The 22,208-nt window shown below is 26.1% G+C and carries 22 protein-coding genes and 1 other annotated feature; of the genes, 11 read left to right on the plus strand and 11 right to left on the minus strand.

The window, feature by feature from the left end; translation table 11 throughout:
* Positions 1-26: 26 nt before the first annotated feature.
* The 4 genes from potA to AC4FRL_RS05875 are packed head-to-tail and all read left to right on the plus strand — an operon-like array spanning position 27 to position 3,794.
* Positions 27-1,073 (plus strand): spermidine/putrescine ABC transporter ATP-binding protein, encoded by a 1,047-nt coding sequence (potA, locus tag AC4FRL_RS05860; protein WP_491139270.1) that lies wholly within the window; start codon positions 27-29, stop codon positions 1,071-1,073.
* Positions 1,073-1,915: an ABC transporter permease gene (locus AC4FRL_RS05865; RefSeq protein ID WP_491139271.1), complete on the plus strand. Its 843-nt coding sequence runs from the start codon at positions 1,073-1,075 to the stop codon at positions 1,913-1,915. The genes potA and AC4FRL_RS05865 overlap by 1 nt, the downstream gene beginning before the upstream one ends.
* Entirely contained in the window at positions 1,912-2,712 is an 801-nt protein-coding gene (locus tag AC4FRL_RS05870) for an ABC transporter permease (protein WP_491139272.1), read from the plus strand. The genes AC4FRL_RS05865 and AC4FRL_RS05870 overlap by 4 nt, the downstream gene beginning before the upstream one ends.
* A gap of 2 nt (positions 2,713-2,714) precedes the next feature.
* On the plus strand, positions 2,715-3,794 hold the full coding sequence (locus tag AC4FRL_RS05875) for an ABC transporter substrate-binding protein (protein WP_491139273.1): 1,080 nt from the start codon (positions 2,715-2,717) through the stop codon (positions 3,792-3,794).
* A 64-nt stretch (positions 3,795-3,858) separates the two neighbouring features.
* Here the strand turns inward: AC4FRL_RS05875 and ndk are convergent, their stop codons facing one another.
* Positions 3,859-4,275: a nucleoside-diphosphate kinase gene (gene ndk, locus AC4FRL_RS05880; protein ID WP_491139274.1), complete on the minus strand. Its 417-nt coding sequence runs from the start codon at positions 4,273-4,275 to the stop codon at positions 3,859-3,861.
* A gap of 156 nt (positions 4,276-4,431) precedes the next feature.
* On the opposite strand from ndk, the gene AC4FRL_RS05885 reads away from it, so the two are divergent.
* Positions 4,432-4,701 (plus strand): acylphosphatase, encoded by a 270-nt coding sequence (locus AC4FRL_RS05885; protein WP_491139275.1) that lies wholly within the window; start codon positions 4,432-4,434, stop codon positions 4,699-4,701.
* Positions 4,702-4,751: 50 nt separating this feature from the next.
* Here the strand turns inward: AC4FRL_RS05885 and AC4FRL_RS05890 are convergent, their stop codons facing one another.
* Positions 4,752-4,895, minus strand: coding sequence for a hypothetical protein (locus AC4FRL_RS05890; protein WP_491139276.1), 144 nt, complete (start codon positions 4,893-4,895; stop codon positions 4,752-4,754).
* A gap of 61 nt (positions 4,896-4,956) precedes the next feature.
* Entirely contained in the window at positions 4,957-5,523 is a 567-nt protein-coding gene (locus AC4FRL_RS05895; RefSeq protein ID WP_491139277.1) for a hypothetical protein, read from the minus strand.
* Between the two features lie 182 nt (positions 5,524-5,705).
* On the opposite strand from AC4FRL_RS05895, the gene AC4FRL_RS05900 reads away from it, so the two are divergent.
* Entirely contained in the window at positions 5,706-6,977 is a 1,272-nt protein-coding gene (locus tag AC4FRL_RS05900) for a D-alanyl-D-alanine carboxypeptidase family protein (protein WP_491139278.1), read from the plus strand.
* A gap of 39 nt (positions 6,978-7,016) precedes the next feature.
* Here AC4FRL_RS05900 and ppaX read toward each other — a convergent pair whose 3' ends face one another.
* Positions 7,017-7,658: a pyrophosphatase PpaX gene (ppaX, locus tag AC4FRL_RS05905; RefSeq protein WP_491139279.1), complete on the minus strand. Its 642-nt coding sequence runs from the start codon at positions 7,656-7,658 to the stop codon at positions 7,017-7,019.
* 123 nt (positions 7,659-7,781) lie between these two features.
* Positions 7,782-8,036: a binding site (T-box leader), on the plus strand.
* A gap of 146 nt (positions 8,037-8,182) precedes the next feature.
* Here ppaX and asnA point away from each other — a divergent pair.
* The 5 genes from asnA (at position 8,183) to AC4FRL_RS05930 (ending at position 11,852) form a co-directional block, all read left to right on the plus strand.
* Positions 8,183-9,193 carry an aspartate--ammonia ligase gene (gene asnA / locus AC4FRL_RS05910; RefSeq protein WP_491139280.1) on the plus strand — a complete coding sequence of 337 codons (1,011 nt, stop codon included), beginning with the start codon at positions 8,183-8,185 and terminating at the stop codon, positions 9,191-9,193.
* Between the two features lie 96 nt (positions 9,194-9,289).
* Positions 9,290-10,111: a tetratricopeptide repeat protein gene (locus tag AC4FRL_RS05915; protein ID WP_491139281.1), complete on the plus strand. Its 822-nt coding sequence runs from the start codon at positions 9,290-9,292 to the stop codon at positions 10,109-10,111.
* Between the two features lie 109 nt (positions 10,112-10,220).
* Positions 10,221-10,598, plus strand: a complete 378-nt coding sequence (locus tag AC4FRL_RS05920; RefSeq protein WP_265917766.1) for a CidA/LrgA family protein — start codon at positions 10,221-10,223, stop codon at positions 10,596-10,598.
* On the plus strand, positions 10,591-11,301 hold the full coding sequence (locus AC4FRL_RS05925; RefSeq protein ID WP_491139282.1) for an LrgB family protein: 711 nt from the start codon (positions 10,591-10,593) through the stop codon (positions 11,299-11,301). Before AC4FRL_RS05920 ends, AC4FRL_RS05925 begins: the two co-directional genes overlap by 8 nt.
* 95 nt (positions 11,302-11,396) lie before the next feature.
* Positions 11,397-11,852 (plus strand): hypothetical protein, encoded by a 456-nt coding sequence (locus AC4FRL_RS05930; protein WP_491139283.1) that lies wholly within the window; start codon positions 11,397-11,399, stop codon positions 11,850-11,852.
* Positions 11,853-11,958: 106 nt separating this feature from the next.
* Here AC4FRL_RS05930 and AC4FRL_RS05935 read toward each other — a convergent pair whose 3' ends face one another.
* The 7 genes from AC4FRL_RS05935 to AC4FRL_RS05965 form a co-directional block, all read right to left on the minus strand.
* A complete protein-coding gene (locus AC4FRL_RS05935; RefSeq protein WP_491139284.1) occupies positions 11,959-14,121 on the minus strand; it encodes a type IA DNA topoisomerase in 2,163 nt (720 codons plus the stop codon).
* Between the two features lie 225 nt (positions 14,122-14,346).
* Positions 14,347-15,507 (minus strand): amidohydrolase, encoded by a 1,161-nt coding sequence (locus AC4FRL_RS05940; RefSeq protein ID WP_491139285.1) that lies wholly within the window; start codon positions 15,505-15,507, stop codon positions 14,347-14,349.
* 129 nt (positions 15,508-15,636) lie between these two features.
* Positions 15,637-16,134 (minus strand): TspO/MBR family protein, encoded by a 498-nt coding sequence (locus tag AC4FRL_RS05945; RefSeq protein ID WP_491139286.1) that lies wholly within the window; start codon positions 16,132-16,134, stop codon positions 15,637-15,639.
* 45 nt (positions 16,135-16,179) lie between these two features.
* Complete coding sequence (locus AC4FRL_RS05950) at positions 16,180-18,216, minus strand: sensor histidine kinase (protein ID WP_491139287.1); 2,037 nt, start codon at positions 18,214-18,216, stop codon at positions 16,180-16,182.
* Positions 18,206-20,092, minus strand: coding sequence for a sensor histidine kinase (locus tag AC4FRL_RS05955; protein WP_491139288.1), 1,887 nt, complete (start codon positions 20,090-20,092; stop codon positions 18,206-18,208). Before AC4FRL_RS05955 ends, AC4FRL_RS05950 begins: the two co-directional genes overlap by 11 nt.
* Positions 20,093-20,209: 117 nt before the next feature.
* Positions 20,210-21,145 carry a tetratricopeptide repeat protein gene (locus tag AC4FRL_RS05960; protein WP_491139289.1) on the minus strand — a complete coding sequence of 312 codons (936 nt, stop codon included), beginning with the start codon at positions 21,143-21,145 and terminating at the stop codon, positions 20,210-20,212.
* A gap of 105 nt (positions 21,146-21,250) precedes the next feature.
* On the minus strand, positions 21,251-22,171 hold the full coding sequence (locus tag AC4FRL_RS05965) for an alpha/beta hydrolase (RefSeq protein WP_491139290.1): 921 nt from the start codon (positions 22,169-22,171) through the stop codon (positions 21,251-21,253).
* Between the last annotated feature and the right edge of the window lie 37 nt (positions 22,172-22,208).

Consider the following 22,208-nt stretch of genomic DNA (forward strand, 5'->3'; position numbering starts at 1 on the left):
ATTTTAAGAAAGCAGAGGTGTTAAATTTGAAAGATAATATTATTGAATTAAAAGGAATAACAAAATCTTATGGAAAAGATACAATTTTAGATAATCTTTCTTTAAATATAAAAAAGAATGAATTTCTAACTCTTTTAGGACCTAGTGGATGTGGTAAAACTACAACTTTAAAAATTATAGCTGGATTTGAAAGTGCAGATAGCGGTCAGGTTGTCTTTGAAAATAATATTATTAATGATATACCTCCTTATGAAAGACAATTAAATACTGTTTTCCAAAAGTATGCTTTATTTCCTCATATGAATGTTTATGAAAATATAGCCTTTGGATTAAAAATCAAAAAAATGTCTAAGGATGTCATAGATAAAAAAGTTAAAGAAATGCTTAAATTAGTAGCTCTTGAAGGTTATGAAAAAAGAGATATTGATGCTTTAAGTGGTGGTCAACAACAAAGAGTTGCAATTGCTAGAGCCTTAGTAAATGAACCAAAGGTACTTTTATTAGATGAACCTTTAGGTGCTTTAGATATGAAACTTAGAAAAGAAATGCAACTAGAACTAAAGAGAATACAACAAAAATTAGGTATCACTTTTATTTTTGTAACTCATGACCAAGAAGAAGCCTTAACTATGTCAGATACAATAGTTGTTATGAATAAAGGAGAAATTCAACAAATGGGCTCTCCTGAAGACATTTATAATGAACCAAAAAATTCTTTTGTTGCTAAATTTATAGGTGAAAGTAATATTGTTGATGGAATAATGTTAGAAGATTTTAAAGTTCAATTTGCAGGAAAAACCTTTAACTGCGTAGATAAAGGCTTTGATAAAAATGAAAAAGTTGAAATTGTAATAAGACCTGAGGACTTTGAAATGGTTAAATATGAAGAAGGAATGCTAAAAGGAACTGTTACTTCTGTTATATTTAAGGGAGTTCACTATGAAATAGATGTAAAAGATGAAGAAAACACTTGGATATTACACAATACAAAACATGCAGAAATAGGTTCAAAAATAGGATTATCCTTAGACCCTGAAAGCATACATATAATGAAAAAAGAGAGTGAACATTAATGAAAAACAGAAAAAATAATTTATCTTTTGCAGCTTATCCATATGTTTTATGGAGTGCTATATTCATAGTTATTCCTTTACTTTTAATAGTTTTCTTTAGCTTTACAAATAAAGTAGATGGTCATTTTGTATTTTCTTTTGATAACTTTAAAAGATTATTTGAGCCTATATATTTTACAGTTTTTGTACGTTCTCTATGGCTTGCTATTTTATCAACTGTTGCTTGCTTAATTTTAGGGTACCCTATAGCATATATAATTTCTAAACTGCCTATAAAGAGAAGAAATATTTTAATACTTCTATTTATATTACCAATGTGGATGAACTTTCTACTTAGAACTTATGCATGGATGGCCATATTAGGTAAAGATGGAATTATAAATACTCTTTTAGGATATTTAGGTATTGGTCCTATAAAGATGCTTTATACTGATGGTGCTATTTTACTTGGAATGATTTATAACTTTTTACCATTTATGGTTATACCAATATATACTGTACTTATAAAAATCGATAAAGACTTAGTTAATGCATCTTATGATTTAGGAGCAAACAAGGCACAAACTTTTAGAAAAATTATATTACCTCTTAGTATTCCTGGAATAATTTCTGGAATAACTATGGTATTTATGCCTGCTGTATCAAACTTTGTAATCCCTAGCCTTTTAGGTGGTGGAAAATACATGCTAGTAGGTAATCTTATAGAACAACAGTTTACTACTATAGGTAACTGGAACTTTGGTTCTGCTTTATCAATATTTATGATGATATTAATTTTAATTTCAATGGCATTCATGTCAAGATATGAAAAGACTGGAAAAGAAGGAGGTAAACAGCTATGATGAAAAAATTAGGTGCTTTTATATCTAAATTTTATTTATTATTAATTTTTATATTTTTATATGCACCAATAGTAACACTTATGATTTTCTCTTTTAACAAGACAAAATCTATGGCTGTTTGGGGTGGCTTTACCCTTGATTGGTATGGTTCTTTACTAGAAAATGATAGGATAATATCAGCCCTTTACTATACTATTTTAATAGCTGTAATAGCTTCTGTTGTATCAACAATTATAGGAACTATAAGTGCTATTGGAATTAATAGTATGAGAAGAGGACCTAGAACATTATTATTAAATATAAACTACTTACCAGTTTTAAACCCTGATATAGTTACTGGTATATCTTTAATGAGCTTATTTGCTTTAGGTGGTGTACTTTTTAATTTAAAACCAGGTTTTTGGACTATGCTTTTAGCTCATATAACTTTTGATATTCCATATGTTATATTATCAGTTTTACCTAAGTTAAGACAGTTACCTCCAAACTTAGTAGATGCTGCTCTAGATTTAGGTGCAAAACCTTCTTATGCTTTAAGAAAAGTTGTTATTCCTCAAATAATGCCAGGTATAGCAGCAGGATTTTTAATAGCATTTACAATGTCTATAGATGATTTTGTTATAAGTTTCTTTACTACAGGTCCTGGAGTTTCTAACCTGTCTATTGAAATTTACTCAATGGCAAGAAGAGGTATTTCACCAGAAATAAATGCACTTTCAACTTTAATGTTTATAGTTGTATTAGCTCTTCTTCTTATTGCAAATAGAAAGCAATCCTTAGTAAAGGAGGAAAATTAACTATGAAACTAAAAAAATTTTTAACTTTACCTTGTTTAGTTATCCTTTTATCTTCAGTATTTCTTGGATGCGGTAAAAAAAATGAAGAAGAAGTACAGGATAAAAACAGTAATGTTTTATATGTATATAACTGGGGTGATTACATAGACCCAGAACTTCTTACAAAATTTAAAGAGGAAACAGGAATAGAAGTTAAATATGATGTTTTTGATACTAATGAAATTATGTACCAAAAATTAAGTAGTGGTAATGTATCTTATGATATAATAATTCCTTCTGACTACATGATAGAAAAAATGAAAAATGAAGATATGTTAGCTAAAATAGACTATAATAATATTCCTAATTATAAATATATAGGAGAACAATTTAAAAATTTAGCTTATGACGAAACTAATGAATACTCTGTACCTTATATGTGGGGAACAGTTGGTATAATTTATAACACAAAAAAAGTTACTGACCCTGTAGATAGCTGGGATATTCTTTGGAACACAAAATATAAAGATCAAGTTATTATGCCAGATAGTGTTAGAGATGCTATGGCCGTTGCTGAAAAAAAATTAGGTTATTCTCTAAATACAGAAAATTTAAATCAAATCGAAGAAGCTAAGGAAGAACTTATGACACAGAAAAAAGATGGTTTAATATTAGCTTATATGGTTGACCAAGTTAAAGATGCTATGGTAGGAGAAGAAGCCTCTCTTGCTGTAGCCTGGTCTGGAGATGCAGTTACAATGATAGAAAGAAATCCAGATTTAGCTTATGCAATTCCTAAAGAAGGTTCAAATAAATGGTTTGATGCAATTGCAATCCCTAAAAATGCTAAGCATAAAGAAAATGCAGAGAAATTTATAAACTTTTTATGCGACCCTGAAAATGCTAAACAAAATGTAGAATATATTGGTTACTCTACTCCAAACACAGCTGCCTATGAACTTTTACCTGAAGATATAAGAGATGATAAAGTTGCATATCCTTCAGAGGAATCTTTAAAAAATTGTGAGGTATTTATAGACCTTCCTCCTGATATTCTTAGAAAATATGATGAGGCATGGCTAGAAATAAAATGTGTTTATTAAAAAAAATAAAACCTATATTTTAAAATATAGGTTTTATTTTTTATTTAAATTTATAAAATTTTTTCTAAGAAAATATATCTGGAAACCAAAGTTTAATTTCCTTTTTAGCACTTTCTAAAGAATCTGAGGAATGAACAGAATTTTCAGTTTTAGTTAAAGCAAATCTTCTTCTTATAGTTCCAAAAGCAGCCTTTTCTGGATTTGTATCCCCATTTATTTTCCTTATTTTATCTATTGCATCCTCTCCTTCAAGAATTAAAGCTACAAGAAAACTTCTTGTTATATATTTTATTAGAGAATCAAAAAAATCCTCATCTCTATGTTCTTCATAATGTTTTTTTGCAAAATCTTTATTTATTTTTTTCATTTCTATGGCTCTAATTTTTAAGCCTTCTCCTTCATAAACTTCTAGTATTTTCCCTATTAAATTTCTCTCTACTGCATCAGGTTTTATTAAAACAAGGCTTTTTTCTAAACCCATTAAAACTCCTCCTAAAATATTTATTTTATATATATTATACATTTTTATTCCTATTTATGTAAACATTAACATAAATTGTTTTTATTTTATATATTATTTATAAATTAGAGAATATCTTTAATATGTAATATAATTAAATTAGGAGGTGTCTTTACTATGATTAGAAAAGAATTTTTTATAAAAGGCAAGGTTCAAGGGGTGGGCTTTAGATTTTTTTGTAAATATCAAGCCTCTCTATTATCCCTAACTGGATATGCTAAAAATTTAGAAAATGGAGATGTTCATGTAGAAGTTCAAGGAGAATATTCTTCCATAGAAACCTTTAAAACTAAGCTTTTACAAGGAAATGGCTTTTCAAAAATTACATACATTGAAGAAAATGACTTAAAATTATGTCCTAGAGAAAAAAGATTTGCTATATATTAAAAATAAAAAAGGTCCCATTAAAGTATTAATAGGGACCCTTATTCTATTTTTTACAAATCACAACTATCCTGCTCATAGCCATACTTCAAGGTTTTATTAGTAAACTCATCCCTACTCTTATAAGAAATGAAAGTTCCATTATCTGCTTCAATGTTACCTTTATTTTTTTGTTTTTTTACTTTTTTATTTTTCATATATATATCACCTTCCTTAAATTTATTATTTCAAGGCAATATTTTTTATATACAAAAAATATTATAAGTTATACCACATTTCCTCTACACTATCAAAATCATCTAAAACTTTATTTATTAAAGCTATAGCTTCTTCATTACTCCAAGTTTCATACTTCTTCTTTTTAACAACATTTATTATATTATCTTCTCTACTTTCCTTAATTAAAGAAGACTTTTCGCAAGATTCTTTATATTCCTTAATATCCTCTTTAATAGTATTAATTATATATATTGTTTTAACTCTATTATTTTCTTCGTCCCTAAAATCAATTAATATAGTATCTTGTTTAATAAGTTCATTTAAAAACTCAAGATGCCAGTTAAATCCATAGTTTAACCATAAATCATATGTATTTTCTATCTTTTCATCAAATCTTAGCATAATTAGAAGTAACTCTAATTTATTATTACTTATAATACTACTTTTTAATCCAACTAATACATTGTCTTCAATATCTTTTAAAACCTCAAAATAATCCTTAACAAATATTATAGGGACTGCTTTATTTTCTAATTCAACTACTAAAGGAATTAAAGTTCCTACTTCACTATTTTTCAAAATATCATTTACAGTTAAAGCTGCCATATTATCACATCCTAAATATTATTTAATTGCTATAAATATCCTTTATATTATATAAGATATTTCCTATAAATACCACAAATTTAAAGCTTTACATAGCTTTATTTATTATTTATTGTTATTATGCCCTATAGATGTTATAATAGAAAAAGTTTAATTAGACTTTTTATTAGGAGAGATGAAAATTGATTAAAATTAAGAAAAAGCTTTTAAGTTCAATGTTGATTGCTCTATCAGTATCACTTTTTACTCCAGCAAAAACAAATGTTATGGCTTCTGAAGTTACTGCACCTAACATAGCTGGTAAGTATGCTGTAACTTTAGATTATGATACCGGCGAAATAATTTATGCAAAGGAAATTGATGAAAGAGCCTACCCAGCTAGTACTACAAAAGTTATGACTAGTCTTTTATTTGCTGAAAATGCTTCAAAAAATGACTCTTTTCCATATACTGCTGATGCAAAGGCACAGCAACCTTATACTTTAAATGATAGCTACGGTCCAATTCCTGTAGGAGAAGGAATGAATGCTAACGACTTAATGAAAGCCTTACTTATGTTTTCCGCAAATGATGCAGCTTCAGTAATTGCTGATGGAATTGCTGGAAGTCCTGAAAAATTTAGTAATATGATGAATGAAGAAGTTAAAAAACTTGGATTAAAAAACACTCATTTTGTTACTCCAAATGGACTACATAATGATAATCATTACTCAACAGCCTATGATTTAGCTGTTATTTTACAAAATGCTTTTAAAAATCCTTGGGTTAGTGAAACTATGGGACTTAAAGAAAGTGATATAACTATAAACGGAAAAAAAGTACTTTTAGAAAATAGAAATAAAGAACTTGGAATAAACGGAAATATTGGTGGAAAAACTGGATTTACAACTCCCGCTGGAAGATGTTTAGTATCAGTTTATGAAAGAGATGGAAGAAAAATAGTTGGTACTGTTTTAAATTCTCAATATGATGCTAAAGACGAAATTGTATTTAACGATATGAATAAAATAATAGATTATAGTTATGCTGTAAATAGAGTTCCTTATATAAAAGCTGGAACAACATTAGCTACACTTCCTGTAGAATATAAGCTTTTTAGATGGTTCGGCCCAACTAAAACTATAGAAGTGCCTTTTGTTGCAACAGAAGATATAAACTATTATGATAACTATGTAAACAAAGAAGAAACAACAGAAGAAATCAAATTAAATGGCTTAAATGCTTGGCAATTAGCCTCTAAACCTGAAGCTGCTTCTGTTACAGTTTCTCAAAGAGCTTATGTAAAAGACTATCCTGTGAAAGCAGACATAGGAACTTTCACTCTTATAAAAGCTAATTTCTTAAGTTACTTAGGAATCTTTGTTTTAGCTATTATTGTAGTATTAGTAATACTTCTTATAATAAAAACTATAAATACAAGAAAACGTAGAAGACGTAGAAGAAATATCTTCTAAATAAAAAAAGATTTAGTCTATGACTAAATCTTTTTTATTTTACTTTATGTCTTTAATGACTTCTAAAATCTCTGAAGGTTTATCTATGTAAAAATCTGCCTTACTCTCTTTTAATTTTTCTATTGGTAAAGCTGTATAGTTAACTCCACAGGTTTTTGTCTTAGCATTTTTACCTGCTAAAATATCATAGGGAGAATCTCCAACCATAAGTGCCTCATTAGGAGATACTCCTAAAATCTCACAAGCTTTTAATACAGGCTCACCATAAGGTTTATGTTTTTTAGTGCATTCTGGTGTTATAAACACATCAAAATAATCAAATATTCCCATTAACTTAGCACCACGCTCTGCCATATCTTTCTTTTTAGAAGTTACAACTCCAATCTTAATCCCCTTATTTTTTAAGGCTTTTAACATTTCCTTAACTCCCAAAAATTCTTTACACTCTTTATCATGTAATTCCAAATTTATTTTTCTATAAGTATTAATCATCTCCTCTATTTTTTCAGAATCATAATTTTTAAAAATCTCTTGAAGCGGCTTACCAAAATTTAAACTTATTTCTTCATCACTTAATTCTAAATTTAAAATAGATTTAAATGTATGTTTAAATGATTTTAAAATTAAATCATTGCTATTTATCAAAGTACCATCTAGGTCAAATAATACTGCTTTTATCATGGTTTTCTCCTTTTATAAAGTATATATTTTTTAATAATTATATCATAATTTTAATTTTTTTTTAAAAAACCCCTTCACAAATTAAGAATTTTAGTATATATTAATTATTAAATAAATAAATTGTACAAAGCATTGATGGGAAAAAGTAATCCTAGGAAAGAGTTTCAGCGATTGAGGAATGGTGTAAGCCTCATACTATACCTTTGATGAAGAACATCCTTGAGCTTCTAACCGAACTTCAATTTTGAACAGTAGACTTAGACGGGTTTCTTTCCGTTAAAAGAAGGACAGTGTTATAAAGCACTGTTTAATAAAGTGAGTGCATTTGTACTAACATAGGTGGTACCGCGGAGATGATATTTAGCCTTCGTCCTATTAACATATAGGATGAGGGCTTTTTTATTTTATCAATTATACTAAAAAATTATTTATTTTATATATAAAATACTTTGGCCAAAAAATCATAAAAAAATCTATGTAACAAAAGATATAGGTAAATTTAAATTTAAGGAGTTGTTTAACAAATGGAAAAATTATTCATACCAGAAGGATATAAGCCTTTATTATCTCTTAGAGAAACAGAAGTTGCAATTAAAGAATTAAAGGACTTTTTTGAAGATACATTAGCAAAAAATTTAAACTTAACAAGAGTTTCTGCTCCCCTATTTGTAAATAAAAAATCTGGATTAAATGATGATTTAAATGGTGTTGAAAGACCAGTAAGCTTTGATATGAAAGCTATGAAAGATGAAGATATACAAATTGTCCATTCTTTAGCTAAATGGAAAAGATTAGCTCTTCATAGATATGAATTTAATCCTGGAGAAGGTTTATATACTGATATGAATGCTATAAGAAGAGATGAAGACTTAGATAACATTCACTCAATTTATGTAGACCAATGGGACTGGGAAAAAATAATACATAAAGAGGATAGAAATTTACAAACTCTAAAAGAAACTGTTAAAGCAATATATAAAACCTTTATAGATACTGAAGACTTTGTATGCTCAAAATATCCTCATATAGAAAAAATACTTCCAAAAGAAATAAAATTTATAACTTCTCAAGAATTAGAAAATTTATATCCAAACCTTACTGGTAAGGAAAGAGAAACAGCAATATGTAAAGAATTTGGTGCTGTATTTATTATAGGAATTGGTGGAAAATTAAAATCTGGAAAAAAACATGATGATAGAAGTCCAGATTATGATGATTGGTCATTAAATGGAGATTTATTATTTTACTACCCTCTATTTGATGAAGCTATAGAACTTTCCTCAATGGGAATAAGAGTTAGTGAAGAAAGTCTATTAAAACAATTAGAAATAGCTAACTGTGAGGAAAGAAAAAATTTGCCTTTCCATCAAATGCTTCTTGAAGGAAAATTACCATACACTATAGGTGGTGGAATTGGTCAATCTAGAATTTGTATGTTCTTTTTAAGAAAAGCTCATATAGGAGAAGTTCAAGCTTCTATGTGGGATGAAGAAATGATAAATACTTGTGAAAAAAATAATATATATCTTTTATAATAAATATAAAAACTTTAATTTTAACAATCTATTATCCTCCTTGTAAATATAGTATAATTTTCTTAATAAAATAATACTAAAAGGGGGATAATTATTATGAAAAGCTCTATTATATTAAATAATTTATTTAATATCCTTGCAATAATTCTTGTAGTTTTTCTAATGCTTAAAATTAGTATGCTTTTGGGGAGCCTACTTCTTATATCATTTTTAATTTTTAAACTATCTATAAACAAGCATTTAATCTACATGTTTAAAGGAGCTAAAAAACTTAAAGCTAACAAAACAAAAGAAGCTTTATCATTTTATAGAAAGGCTGCTCTATGTAATAGCTCTAATGTAAACTCAATAAAAACATATATCTTCTTAGAATTAAAGTATGGCTCTTATAAAAAAGCTTTAGAAAGCTTAAATATAATTCTATCTAAAAGAAAATTTTTACCTAAAGATGCTAATAAAATTGACTTACTTCAAGCTATAATATACTGGAAATTAAAAGATACTAAAACTTCCCTTAAAATATTGAAAGATTTAAAAGAAAATAATTTTAAAGATTTAGATTTTTATGAAGTTTATAGTTATGTATTAATAAAAGCAGAAGATTTTGAAAAGGCAATTTCTATAAGTAATGAAGGGTTAAAAATTGATGATTTAAGCCAAATAATAAGAGCTAATCTTGGAGAAATATTTTATAAAATAGGTGATTTAAAAAAAGCTTACTTTTACTTTAATGAACTAATCGAAGAATGTGTAAATTTTTCTGAGCCTTATTACTTTATGGGAATTATTTCAAAGGAAAAAGAAGATTTCTATAAGGCTAAAGAATTTTTTAATAAGGCACTTAAGTATGATGAGTCTATTTTAAGTAACCTATCAAAAAATGATATAGAAAACGCTTTAATAAGTATAAATCCTTAATTATTGTAATATTTGATTATAGCTTTAATTTTAAATTCATTCTATAATGTATAAGGAACTTTAAAATGTTCCTTATATTTTTTGAATAAACAAAGGAAGTGATTATCTAGTGAAGCTTTTAAGAGAAATGCTTATAGTTGTATTTATATACTTCTTAGGCGAGTTTATTTCTAAAAGTTTTATACATAGTGTACCTGGAAATATTATAGGAATGTTAATATTACTAGTTTTACTATGTACTAAAGTTGTTAAAGTAGAGTCTATTGACTGCGTAGCTCAATTTTTCTTAGATCATTTAGCCTTCTTCTTCGTTCCTGCAGGAGTTGGACTTATGACATCTGTTGGATTATTAGAAGGAAATGTTCTTAAATTATTATTTATTTGTATAGCTTCAACTTTTGTTGTAATAGGAGTTACAGGTTTAGTTGTTCAAACTTTAATAAGAAGAAAAGAAAAAAAACTACTAGGAGATGAAGTTAATGAATAATCTTATTAATAATCCTTTATTCGGAATTTTATTAACTCTTTTTGCTTTTGAAATTGGTATGACCATATACAAAAAGACCAAAATTCCCCTACTTAATCCTTTATTAATATCTATTGCAATTATAATCGCAGTTTTAGTTACTTGTCATATAAGTTTTGAAACATATAACATAGGTGGAAGTTTTATAAATGCTTTTTTAGGACCTGCAACTGTAATATTAGCAGTACCTTTATATAAGCAGTTACAGCTTTTAAAAAATCATTTTGTTCCAATAATGACAGGAATAATAGTTGGAAGTTTTGCCTCTATGTGTTGTGTTATAATAATGGGATACTTCTTAGGAGTTAAGCATGAGCTTATAGCTTCTTTAGTTCCTAAATCAGTTACTACTCCAATCGGTGTTGAAGTAGCTAGTGGACTTGGTGGAATACCTTCAATAACAGTTATAGCTGTAATAATAACTGGTATAACTGGAGCAATTATAGCTCCTATGGTTTGCAAAGTATTAAGAATAGACCACGAAGTTGCTATGGGAGTTTCTATGGGTACAGCTGCCCATGCTGTTGGAACTACTAAAGCTTTAGAAATAGGTGAAACTCATGGTGCTATGAGTTCATTATCTATAGGAGTTGCTGGATTAATAACAGTTTTCCTTGCACCACCTATATACATGCTTTCAGCCTTTATATTAAAATTTGTTTAAACAGTGAATAAAATTCACTGTTTTTTTATTTTACCCTATATTTTCTTTAATTATAGATATACTAAGTTTATAATCTATTTTTAAGGAGAAAAAATATGAAACTACAAAAAAAAATTTTAATGATTTTAAGTTTAATAACCCTTTTAAACTTTAGTTCTTTATCAATAAACGCAAAGCCCCTTAATATTTCTAAGAATTTAAATAAAACAGAACTAATTTATGAAGTTACTTCTTTTTCAACAGAAAAGGATAAATTAAACCTTATAATAAATAAATTATTTAAACAAAATAATACTTTATTTATAGATGCCTATCTCTTAAATACAACAGAAAATATAACTTTTGAAAAATTAGAAAACTTCAATATATCTTTATATGATACTAATAACAAAGAAATTTTATCAAAAAATTTTAAAACAGTACTTATTCCAGAAGGTCTCTCCTCAAATAAAGGAAGAAGAATTTTACTACCTGTAGAAAATCAATTTTTTAATTTAAAAAATAAAGATTTCTCAAAATTAACTTATAAATTTACCTTTGACTATTATTAAAAGTATAAATAAAAAAGTTTTATGAAAAATAAAATATTTTAGGGATATGCCCTTTTAAAAAAAGTGCATATCCTTATTTAATACTTTATAGTTTCATAAAACCTTACTAAATAAACTCCATTCTCCAAGTAAAATATCCTTTATCCTTATCTTTTTCATATATAAAATAGGCTGCAAAGGTATTTCCTTTTTTACTTTTTAAATTTCTAAAACCAACTTTTCCATTAGCTAATAAAATCTTTACCATTTGTGCTGTAACTTGCTTCCCAAACGATGCTATGTACTTATCATTTTTCCATATTGTATATTTACAACCATTTTTCCAGTTAACACAACCAAAACCTTTTTCTCCTTCTATAACTGGATTTCCACAGTTTGGACATTTTCCTAAAATCTCTACACCCTCTGGAGCTTCAATCTTAAAATTTTTAACCATAGAATCATCATTTTTTATAGCATTAACACCTTCTATAGTAAAGTTTTTTATAAGTTTTAAAAAATCTTCTTTTTTAACTTTTCCTCTTTCAATATCAGAAAGTGTTTTTTCTAACCTTCCTGTATATTCTAAATCTAAAAGTTCCTTGACAGGAAATATTTCAACTATAGTTCTACCAAGCTCTGTACAAGTTAAACTTTTTCCCTTTGTAGTAACATATCCTACATCCTTAAGCTTTTTTATTGTTTCAGCTCTAGTAGCAGGTGTTCCTATACTAAATCCACTTAATATTGAAGCCATCATTTCTTCATTATCTTCTTCAGAATCCTCTTTAAAACTCTTTCCACAGGTCTCCATTACTCTAAGTAGTGTTTTTTCTGTATGCTTTTTAGGTGGCTTTTTTGTAACCTTATTAATTTTACTATCTACTAAATCTACAACTTCCTTTTCCTCTACCCTTGGAAGAATTGTATCTTTACTATCTATTTTTTCAACAACTCTCCAACCTTCTACAAGTTGAACCTTTCCCTTTGAAATGAAAACTCCCTTAACAGAACTTTCTTTTACTTTAGTAGTTATTTTAGTTTCTTCAAATTCAGCTATAGGCATGAATTGCATAATAAATCTATTTTTAACTGCATTATATACTATATTTTCATCTTGTGTTAAGTTATTAGGCTTAATATACGTAGGAACTATAGCACTATGACTTTCTACTTTTGAATTGTCAAAAATTCTTTTATTTTTTACAAACTTTATTTCTTTCTCATAGGGTAATCCAATTTTTAGTTTCTCTAAAACATTTCTAGTTCTATCAACTAAACTCTCCTCTAGGGCAATACTCCCTGTTCTAGGATAAGTTATAAATTTCTTTTCATATAAAGACTGTGCTACCTTTAAAACCTTATCTGAAGTCCATCCCTTATATTTACTTGTTATATATCCTTGAAGATTAGAAAGATTAAATAAAAATGGTGGATATTCTTTTTTTCTTTCTGTTTGTTTTTCAATAATCTCAGCATTTTTTTCCTTTATCTTTTCCTTAATTTCTTCTAAAAACTTTTTATCCTCAAATTTTTCTGAGTTATTTTCATAATAAGTTCCCTCAAACTCCTCATTTTTTAAAGTTTTAAAGATTGTATTTAACTTATAATATGAACTTGCCTTAAAATTTTCTATTTCCTTATCTCTATCATAAATTATTTTTAAAGTAGGAAGTAATACTCTACCTATATTTAAAATCTTTCCTTCATTTAATCTGTATTTTATAGTAGTTACAGAAGTTAAATTTATACCTATTATCCAATCGGCCCATTGCCTTCCTATACCAGCATCTTGAAGAGATTGCATCTGTTCATTAGGCTTTAAATTTTCCATTCCTTTTTTCACTTCATCAGAAGTCCATTCATTTAATAAAAGTCTATATACTGGTTTTTTTTCATTAAAATAAAGAAATATTTCATCTGCAATTACTTGTCCTTCTCTATCAAAGTCAGTAGCAGAAATTATACCATCTACATCTTCTCTATCTATAAGATTTTTTATGATTTTTATTTGCTTTTCTGCACCCTTGTCAGTTATATTTCTATTTAACGAATCTTGCTTTATTTTATATCTAAAAACCTCTGGTATAAAAGGGAACTTCTCCATTCTCCACCCTTTCATATTCTCATCATAATCCTTTGCATCAAAAAGTTGTAGTAAATGACCAAAAGCCCATGTTATAAGATATTTTTCGCCTTCAAAGTATCCATCTTTTCTTTTCTTTATATTAAAAGCATCTGCAATATTTCTAGCAACAGATGGCTTTTCAGCAATTATTACCTTTTTCAAAGTACCACTCCTAATTTATAATTCCTTTTATTTTCTTTATATTTTTACATTATATCCTATATCTTTGACATATTTTAAAATTTATTTCACTTTTTAAAATAATAAGGGCTGTGTCAAAACATAAGCTTACTTATATGCTATGTTATATTGATACAGCTCCATTAAATTCTTTTAAAAATATTAAAATCAAATTCAAACATTATTTATTATAATATAAAAATATATTTATTCATAGTCTTTATAAACTACCTCTCCATTTATAATTGTATAAATGGTTTTTGTAGCTATTTCAAAGGGATTTCCATTTAAAATTACTAAATCTCCATCTTTTCCTTCCTTTAAACTTCCAACAGAATCATCTATACCTAAAATTTCTGCAGGATTTATTGTTATTGAATTTAGAGCATCTTTAAAAGATAGCCCTTCTTTCATAGCCATAGCTGCACAAAGTGGAAGATTATCTATTGTTACAACAGGATGGTCTGTAGTTATTGCTACCTTAACCCCCTTATCTACCAAAACCTTAGGAGTCTTAAAACTTTTATTTAAAGTTTCCACCTTTCCATTAAAACTTAAAGTTGGTCCAACTATAGCAGGAGCCTTTGATTTTTTAATATAATCACTTACTAAGTGCCCCTCTGTACAATGGTCTAAAGTTAGTTTAAGGTCAAATTCTTTAGCTATTCTTATAGCAGTTAAAATATCATCTGCTCTATGTACATGTGCTTTCATAGGAATTTCTCTATTTATTAGAGGTAACATAGATTCATATTTTAAGCTTTTAGTAAAATCCTTATCTTCTATTTCAGCTTCAATCTTTTTATTTTTATAATTTATAGTTTCTATTAAAGTTTCTCTAATCATAGCTGCAATAGCCATTCTTGTATTTGGCATTTTATTTTTTCCTGCATATACTCTTTTAGGATTTTCTCCAAAGGCAACCTTAATGGCTAAAGGTTCCTTTACTATCATATCATCTATACATATTCCCTCTGTCTTAACAGCTACAAATTGGCCACCAATTACATTAGCACTTCCTGGTCCTATGGCTACTGTTGTAACTCCTGCCTTTCTTGCTACTGAAAAGGCACCATCAAAGGGATTTATTCCATCTATAGCTCTTAACTGTGGTGTTATTGGATTACTAACCTCATTTATTGAATTTCCAGCGCCATTATTTCCTTCTTCATGAATTCCTAAATGACTATGTGCCTCTATAAATCCTGGAAAAACCATAAGCCCTTTAGCATCTATTATTTCTTCTTCTTCAAACTCCCCTAAATCTTCTCCAATCTTTTCTATTTTTCCTTCTTTAATTAAAATATCACCTTTTTCATAGACTATTCCATCTTCACAGGTAAATATCTTACCATTTTTAATTAACATTTTCTTATCCCCTTTTTTATTTATATATTTTAAATATACAAATTATATTTAATAAATTTCTATATTTAATTATATCACTAATAAAAAAATCCTTCTTATTTTAATATTAAAATAAGAAGGATTCTTCTCTTACATTTCATTTAACATCCAAACAAAGAAATTTAAAACCCCTGCAAAAGAAACCCATAATATGTATGGGACCATAAGAAGTGCTGATATTTTATCAAACTTTAAAAATTTAATTGTGCATATTATTATTAATATAAGTAGAATAACTAATTCTATAAAGGCTAATCCATATAATTTAAAATAAAAGAATATAATGCTCCAAGCAAAATTTAACACAAGTTGTATAGCATAAATATAAAGTGCACCTTTTGTGTTTTCTCCTCTTTTACCTATTAAAAATATTCTATAAGCTGCTATAGCCATTAATACATATAAAATAGTCCAGACTATTGGAAAAACTATACCAGGTGGACTAAACCAAGGTTTATTTAAGTTTTGATAAATAAAGATACTATCCTTTATAATCATACCTATAATATATCCACCACCTAAAGTAATTAACAAGCTTATTATTAAATCTCCTAAATTAAACTCCTTATTTACCTTAAATATATTCATATAAATCACCTCCAAGGTAATTATATGTTTCCTCAAATAGATATATTATATGTATATATCTGAAAATTCAATCTCTGCTTTTTCTTTTAAATTATAATAATTTCTACTGAAAACTTGTCCTATTCTATCTGTTTCCTTAAAAACATCTACATCATAAAAATAAAGCTTAAATCTATTTTTATTTCCCTTACTTATTTCAACCTTTAAATCTCCCCCTTGCATTTTCATAAAAGCTTTACTTATATAAAGGCCAAGTCCACTTCCTTCTTGTGTTCTATTTAAAGCCTTATTACTTTTTGTAAATTTATCAAAAATATACTTTTGTTCATCATAACTTATGGAAACCCCATCATTTTCTATCATTATTACTAAGTCTTTCCCGTCAAAATATATTTTCACATATATATTTCCACCAAAGTTACCATACTTTACAGAATTAGATAATAAATTTAATATTATTCTTTCTAAAAACTCCATATCAAGAGCTATAAATAATTCTTCAAAATCTGGGTCAAAAACAAAATTTATATTTTTTTTACTTATATACTCTGATGCAGCCTCTAATATATCTTCCACCACTTCAACTACATTTAAAACCATAAAATTACTTTCAAAATGTCCTTCTGAAATTTTATTTGCATCAATAAAATTATTTATAGTTCTAATTAATCTTAAGCAATTTTGTTTTATAACTAAATTATTTCTTTCTATAGAATTTAAATTTTTCCTTTCTATATTTATGTTATTTAGTTGAAGGGCTGAATTTATAACATTTATAGGTGTTCTTATTTCATGAGATATATTTGTAAAAAACTCTCCCTTTATATTCTCCTCTTCTAATTTGTTTTTTAAATACTTATTTAATCTAGAAGCATTATTTTTCTTAGTTATATCATTTATAATTATTATCTTGTAATTATCTCCAAAGGGAATCTTATAAAATTCACCATTAGAATACCCACCCTTTACATTTTTAAAGATTATTTCTTTATAATAATCTAAGTTTACTCTTTCCTTTAAGTAAACTTGTTTTTCTAATATTTTTTCATATAAAACCTCCATATTTTCAAAAAGTATGGATTCTTTATTTTTAACTTCTAAAAATTCTAAAGCTTCATTATTTAAATAAAATAATTTTTCATCCTTAGATATAAAAATATAATCTCCTATATTAGATATTATATTATTAAAAAGTAATTCTTCTCTATTTAAAAGCTTTTCTAAGGCTCTAAGTTCCTCAATTTTCTTTTGTAAATACTTTTTATTTTTTTTAAACTCATTTCTTTTTAATATCATAATTCTATTTATTTTATTAAAACTTTTATTTAAAGAAAATCTTATTATTCCCTCTGCTAAAATATAATAAGCTGATAAATCAAGAATCTGAGATAAAAATCCACCTGGCATATTAGACCTTGTTAAATTATGAAGGTTATTTAAAAAAATAATATTTCCAACAGATAAAATTATTATATATATTATTAAATAATAAAAAAATTTATCAGAATTATTTTCTCCATCAGAAATAATTAAAAGAAATAATACAACAAAAAGTATAATAAGAAATATATATATATAACTATTTAAGCAAATATATCTAATAAACCCTTTCATAAGCTCTACATTACTTATAATTGTAAGGTAAAATAAATTAAAAACTATATTTATTACTAATAATATTTTGTTTACCTTTAAAAAGGTATAATTTCTTTTTTTTCCTAAAATAGTAGTAAAAATAACAAGGTATTGAAAGACCAAAACCACAAGTTTATAAGCTATTATTTTATCTACAACATAAAGTTCTAAAAATACAAAGGATGAAAACATCTCTGGTATTATAAGCCAAAATATACCTAAGTTAATATAAGATATTAAACTCTTTTCCTTATCAACATTACTACTTACCCCTATTAATAAAGCTGCTCCTAACATTATTACTGAAGACAAGTCTAAAAATTTATAAAACATAAGATACTTCTTATCTTTTATATAAATTAATACAGACACTATTATTAAAAAATATATAATCCTTAGTATATAATATTGCAATTTAGGATTTTCATATTTTACTTTATATTCCACAACTTTTCTCCCTATTAAACTCTAATCTTATATTAGTTCCTGCATCTTTTATAGAACTTATGCTTATTGAACCATTTTGTAATTCAACTAAATTTTTAACAATATAAAGTCCTATCCCTGTACTTTTGTTTTTTTCACCAACTTCATTTCCCTTACTGTATCTTAAGAAGGCTCTTTCTAAAAAATCTTTGTCCATTCCTTCTCCTGTATCTGTAAAACTAATAATAACCCTCTTTTTTTTCGCCTTAATTTCTACTCCAATTCCTCCTTCTTTTGTGTGCTTAATAGAGTTAGAAATTAAATTTAATATTATTCTTTGTATAAATTCTTGATCACACTTTATATATACTTCTTCTTCATTAGTATCAAAAATATAAGTTAAATTTTTCTCTTTTATATAATCTGATAAACTACCTATAGAATCCTCAATTAAAGTTACTATATTATATATTTTAAGGTTTGGTTTTAAATAATTGTAATCTATCTTTGATGAATCTATTAGGTTATTAGCAAGTCTTAATAAAGTCATGCAATTTTCCTTGTTTACCTGATTATAATAATCAACCTTGTTTATATATTCTTCACTATAAAATTTCTCTTGAACTTGCACAGAAGAATAAATAACATTTATAGGTGTTTTTAGGTCATGAGAAATACTAGATAAAAAATCATTTTTTATTTGTTCTGATAAAGTCTTTTGACTTAAATTATATTTTATTTTTTCAGAGTACTTAAATTCCGTAATATTTTTCATAGATATTATTAAGTAGTTATTTGATTTTAATAATATATCTAGTTCCCAAAAAATTTCTGCTCCTAAAATTTCTAAATAAGCTTCCCCTTTATTTTTACTTAAAAGTTCTTCCTTATTTTCAACATTTATAATTTTAAATAAATTCTTATTTACTATATCCTTTTTACTTTTTAAGTTTAACTCATACAAAAAACGCTCATTTACATTTAAAATCCTATGATTATAATCATTCAAAATAACTATAGCCATAGGAGCATTATTTAAAAAATCTTTGAAATAAAGCTCATTTTCCTTTAACTTCTTTTTAAATTCCTTAAACTCTCTATTACTCTCCTCAATTTTTCTACTTAATCCCTTTAATTTCTTATTTTTATCTATTATATCCTCATGTAAAGTTTCATAAGGCTTTATAATTAACATCTCAGAAATCCATAAATAAATTATTAAGTATATTCCTATTTTCAATAAATCTCCTAACAAAACAAAGGATTTTAAACCCATATTATAAGCTAAAAAATCTAATATAACTAAAGATAAATTTATTATTACAAAGGCCTTCAAATAATTAAAAAACTTATTTTCAAAAATTTTAAAGCTTTTCAAGGAATATAAAACAACTAAAAGAAGGCTTGCAGAAAATATCCAAAAAATATTTATCTTAAAAAAGAATACGCTAGTTAAGGAAATTAAAGATAATATAAACACTATTACCTTAGTTTTTAAATCTATATTCTTTACATAAGAGACCATAATAAAACAATAAATACTTTCTAAAATTGTACAAAATGCTACAGACCTTAAACTTAAAGCTTCTAAGATATCCTTTTCCTCTAAAAAAGATATTAAATAAACTAAAGTATCAAATTTAAATATAGCAACTAAAAGAAGATAAATACTTATTAACTTAAAAATCTTCTTATTAGAAAACTTAAATACTGTAGTTGCAATAAAAGTTATGGTAAATATTAATATGGTTTCAATAGTTGTAGATAAGTAAATAGCTGTACTTGGCTTAAAAAAATATATTGTATATAAACTAATTGTAATAAACACTAAAATATTTAGTGAATTTTGCATTTTACTAAACTTTAAATACATATAATCCTTTTCTATGCACTCCACAAACTATTCCCCCTTAGCACACCTATATAACTATACATTATCATAAAAATAAGAAAAATTTATATAACTTTTTGTAAATTTTTGTATATAAAGAAAGAAAAAAACATAGATATTGTTTTAAACAATATCTATGCTTTCTAAAAATTCTTTAAACCTTTTGCTATTTATAACTTCAACTAATTCTTTATCTTTATATATGTATTTTTTAAATTCTGGATAAAACTCTAAAGCTTTAATTAAATCATCTATAGCATTATTTAAGTTATCTTCTAAAAGTGCTCTAAAACAACTTCTGTTATAATACAAAAAATGATTTTCAGGATTAAATTTTATTCCTAAAGATAATACTTCTATTCCTTTTTTTAAATTATTTTCTTCTTTATATATTACAGCTAAATTTAAATAAGAAAAGGCATATCCTAAATTCTTTTTAATTGCTTTTTCATAATATTTTTTTGCTTTATCAAATAAATTTAATTTTTTATATATAACTCCCATATTAAAAAGTGCTAAATAATGTTCTTTATCAATCTCAAGGGCTTTAGAAAACATTCTATAAGCTTCTTTTAACATGTTTTTTTCTTCATATATTGACCCTAAATTTGTATAGGCCCAAAAATCATCCTTACAAATTTCTATAGTCTTTTTATAATAGGTTATAGCTCCTTCTTTATCTCCAATATTATCTAAAGCATTAGCTAAAAAAAAGAAAGCTCTATCATAAAAAGGATTTATATCAATAGCTTTTTTATAAAGTTCAATTGCCTTTAAATAATCTCCTTTTTCATCATAAATAACTGCTAAACCATAATAAGCCCTAACCTCAAAACTATTTATCTTTAAAGCTTCCTTATATTTTTCTATAGCATTTAGACTATCTCCAAGTTCATCTAACATTAAAGCTATGCTTATAGTTAAATCAATATCCTTTTCATTTTCTAAAAGCTCCTCTGCTCTTAAATAATAGTTTAAAGCCTTTATTAAATTACCTTCATCATGGGCTTTATCTCCACTACGTATATAATTATCTATAATTCTATAGTCATTTTTCATAATTTCTCCTATTTTATTATAAAATTTATTAACTTAAAGAAAGGAAAAAGGAGGTATCAAATTTTGACACTCTCCTAAAACACTTTAATTAATTATATACATCTTTTAAATATTTTTCAACATCCAAGAAATAGTATCATCCATAACTTCTTCCTTGTTTTTTTCATTTAACATTTCATGTCTTCCGTCTTTGTATATTTTATATTGAACATTTTCAACACCATACTCTTCTAATTTTTTCTTTAAGTTTGGTATTCCCTTTCCAAAATGTCCTACAGGGTCTTTATCTCCTCCAAAAATATAAATAGGCATGTCCTTTCTTATCCTCTTTAAATTTTCTGGTTTATGTATGCTCTTTATTCCCTTTAATAAATCATGATAAAATGAAGCAGAACAAATAAACCCACATCTTTCATCTTCTATATATTTATCAACTTCTTTTTCTACACTACAAATCCAATCGTATTCTGTTCTATTTGGTTTAAAATGCTTATTAAAATCACCAAAAATAAGTTTGTCCATAAGCTTACTTTTATGCTTTCTTCCCTTTAGTAAAATCTCCATTTCAGCTACAGCTTCTCCTAAAGGCACTAGTTTATCTGGCTCACCATTTGTTCCACATAAAACTAAAACATCAATTAGTTCATTATATTCTTCAACTAACTTTTGACTTACAAAAGAACCCATACTATGTCCAAAAAGTATTATTTTATGTCCTAAATATTTTCTTTTTGATTCTTCTATTAAGGTTACAGCATCATCAATCATCCATTGAAAGCCATCCCCTTCTCCTTGATATCCTAAAGATTCTATATCCTTTGCCGTAAATCCATGTCCTCTATGGTCATGAGCAAAAACTAAAAATCCTGCATTAACAAGCTTTTCTGCAAATTCATCATAACGCAGGGAATGTTCTGCCATACCATGAAGTATGTGAACTACTGCTTTAAAATCTTTTCCATTACTCCATTTATATCCTTGTAATTCTAATCCTTCTTTATCTTTAAATTTAAAAGTCTCTCTCAAATTAATCAACTCCTTTTAAACTAAATAGTATAAAATC

Source organism: Clostridium sp. TJA032 (assembly GCF_058310275.1).

Coding starts and splice junctions, on each gene's coding strand:
- AC4FRL_RS05865 (WP_491139271.1), top strand. CDS start 1,073: ATGAAAAACAGAAAAAATAATTTATCTTTTGCAGCTTATCCATATGTT.
- AC4FRL_RS05870 (WP_491139272.1), top strand. CDS start 1,912: ATGATGAAAAAATTAGGTGCTTTTATATCTAAATTTTATTTATTATTA.
- AC4FRL_RS05875 (WP_491139273.1), top strand. CDS start 2,715: ATGAAACTAAAAAAATTTTTAACTTTACCTTGTTTAGTTATCCTTTTA.
- ndk (WP_491139274.1), bottom strand. CDS start 4,275: ATGGGTTTAGAAAAAAGCCTTGTTTTAATAAAACCTGATGCAGTAGAG.
- AC4FRL_RS05885 (WP_491139275.1), top strand. CDS start 4,432: ATGATTAGAAAAGAATTTTTTATAAAAGGCAAGGTTCAAGGGGTGGGC.
- AC4FRL_RS05890 (WP_491139276.1), bottom strand. CDS start 4,895: ATGAAAAATAAAAAAGTAAAAAAACAAAAAAATAAAGGTAACATTGAA.
- AC4FRL_RS05895 (WP_491139277.1), bottom strand. CDS start 5,523: ATGGCAGCTTTAACTGTAAATGATATTTTGAAAAATAGTGAAGTAGGA.
- ppaX (WP_491139279.1), bottom strand. CDS start 7,658: ATGATAAAAGCAGTATTATTTGACCTAGATGGTACTTTGATAAATAGC.
- asnA (WP_491139280.1), top strand. CDS start 8,183: ATGGAAAAATTATTCATACCAGAAGGATATAAGCCTTTATTATCTCTT.
- AC4FRL_RS05915 (WP_491139281.1), top strand. CDS start 9,290: ATGAAAAGCTCTATTATATTAAATAATTTATTTAATATCCTTGCAATA.
- AC4FRL_RS05925 (WP_491139282.1), top strand. CDS start 10,591: ATGAATAATCTTATTAATAATCCTTTATTCGGAATTTTATTAACTCTT.
- AC4FRL_RS05930 (WP_491139283.1), top strand. CDS start 11,397: ATGAAACTACAAAAAAAAATTTTAATGATTTTAAGTTTAATAACCCTT.
- AC4FRL_RS05940 (WP_491139285.1), bottom strand. CDS start 15,507: ATGTTAATTAAAAATGGTAAGATATTTACCTGTGAAGATGGAATAGTC.
- AC4FRL_RS05945 (WP_491139286.1), bottom strand. CDS start 16,134: ATGAATATATTTAAGGTAAATAAGGAGTTTAATTTAGGAGATTTAATA.
- AC4FRL_RS05960 (WP_491139289.1), bottom strand. CDS start 21,145: ATGAAAAATGACTATAGAATTATAGATAATTATATACGTAGTGGAGAT.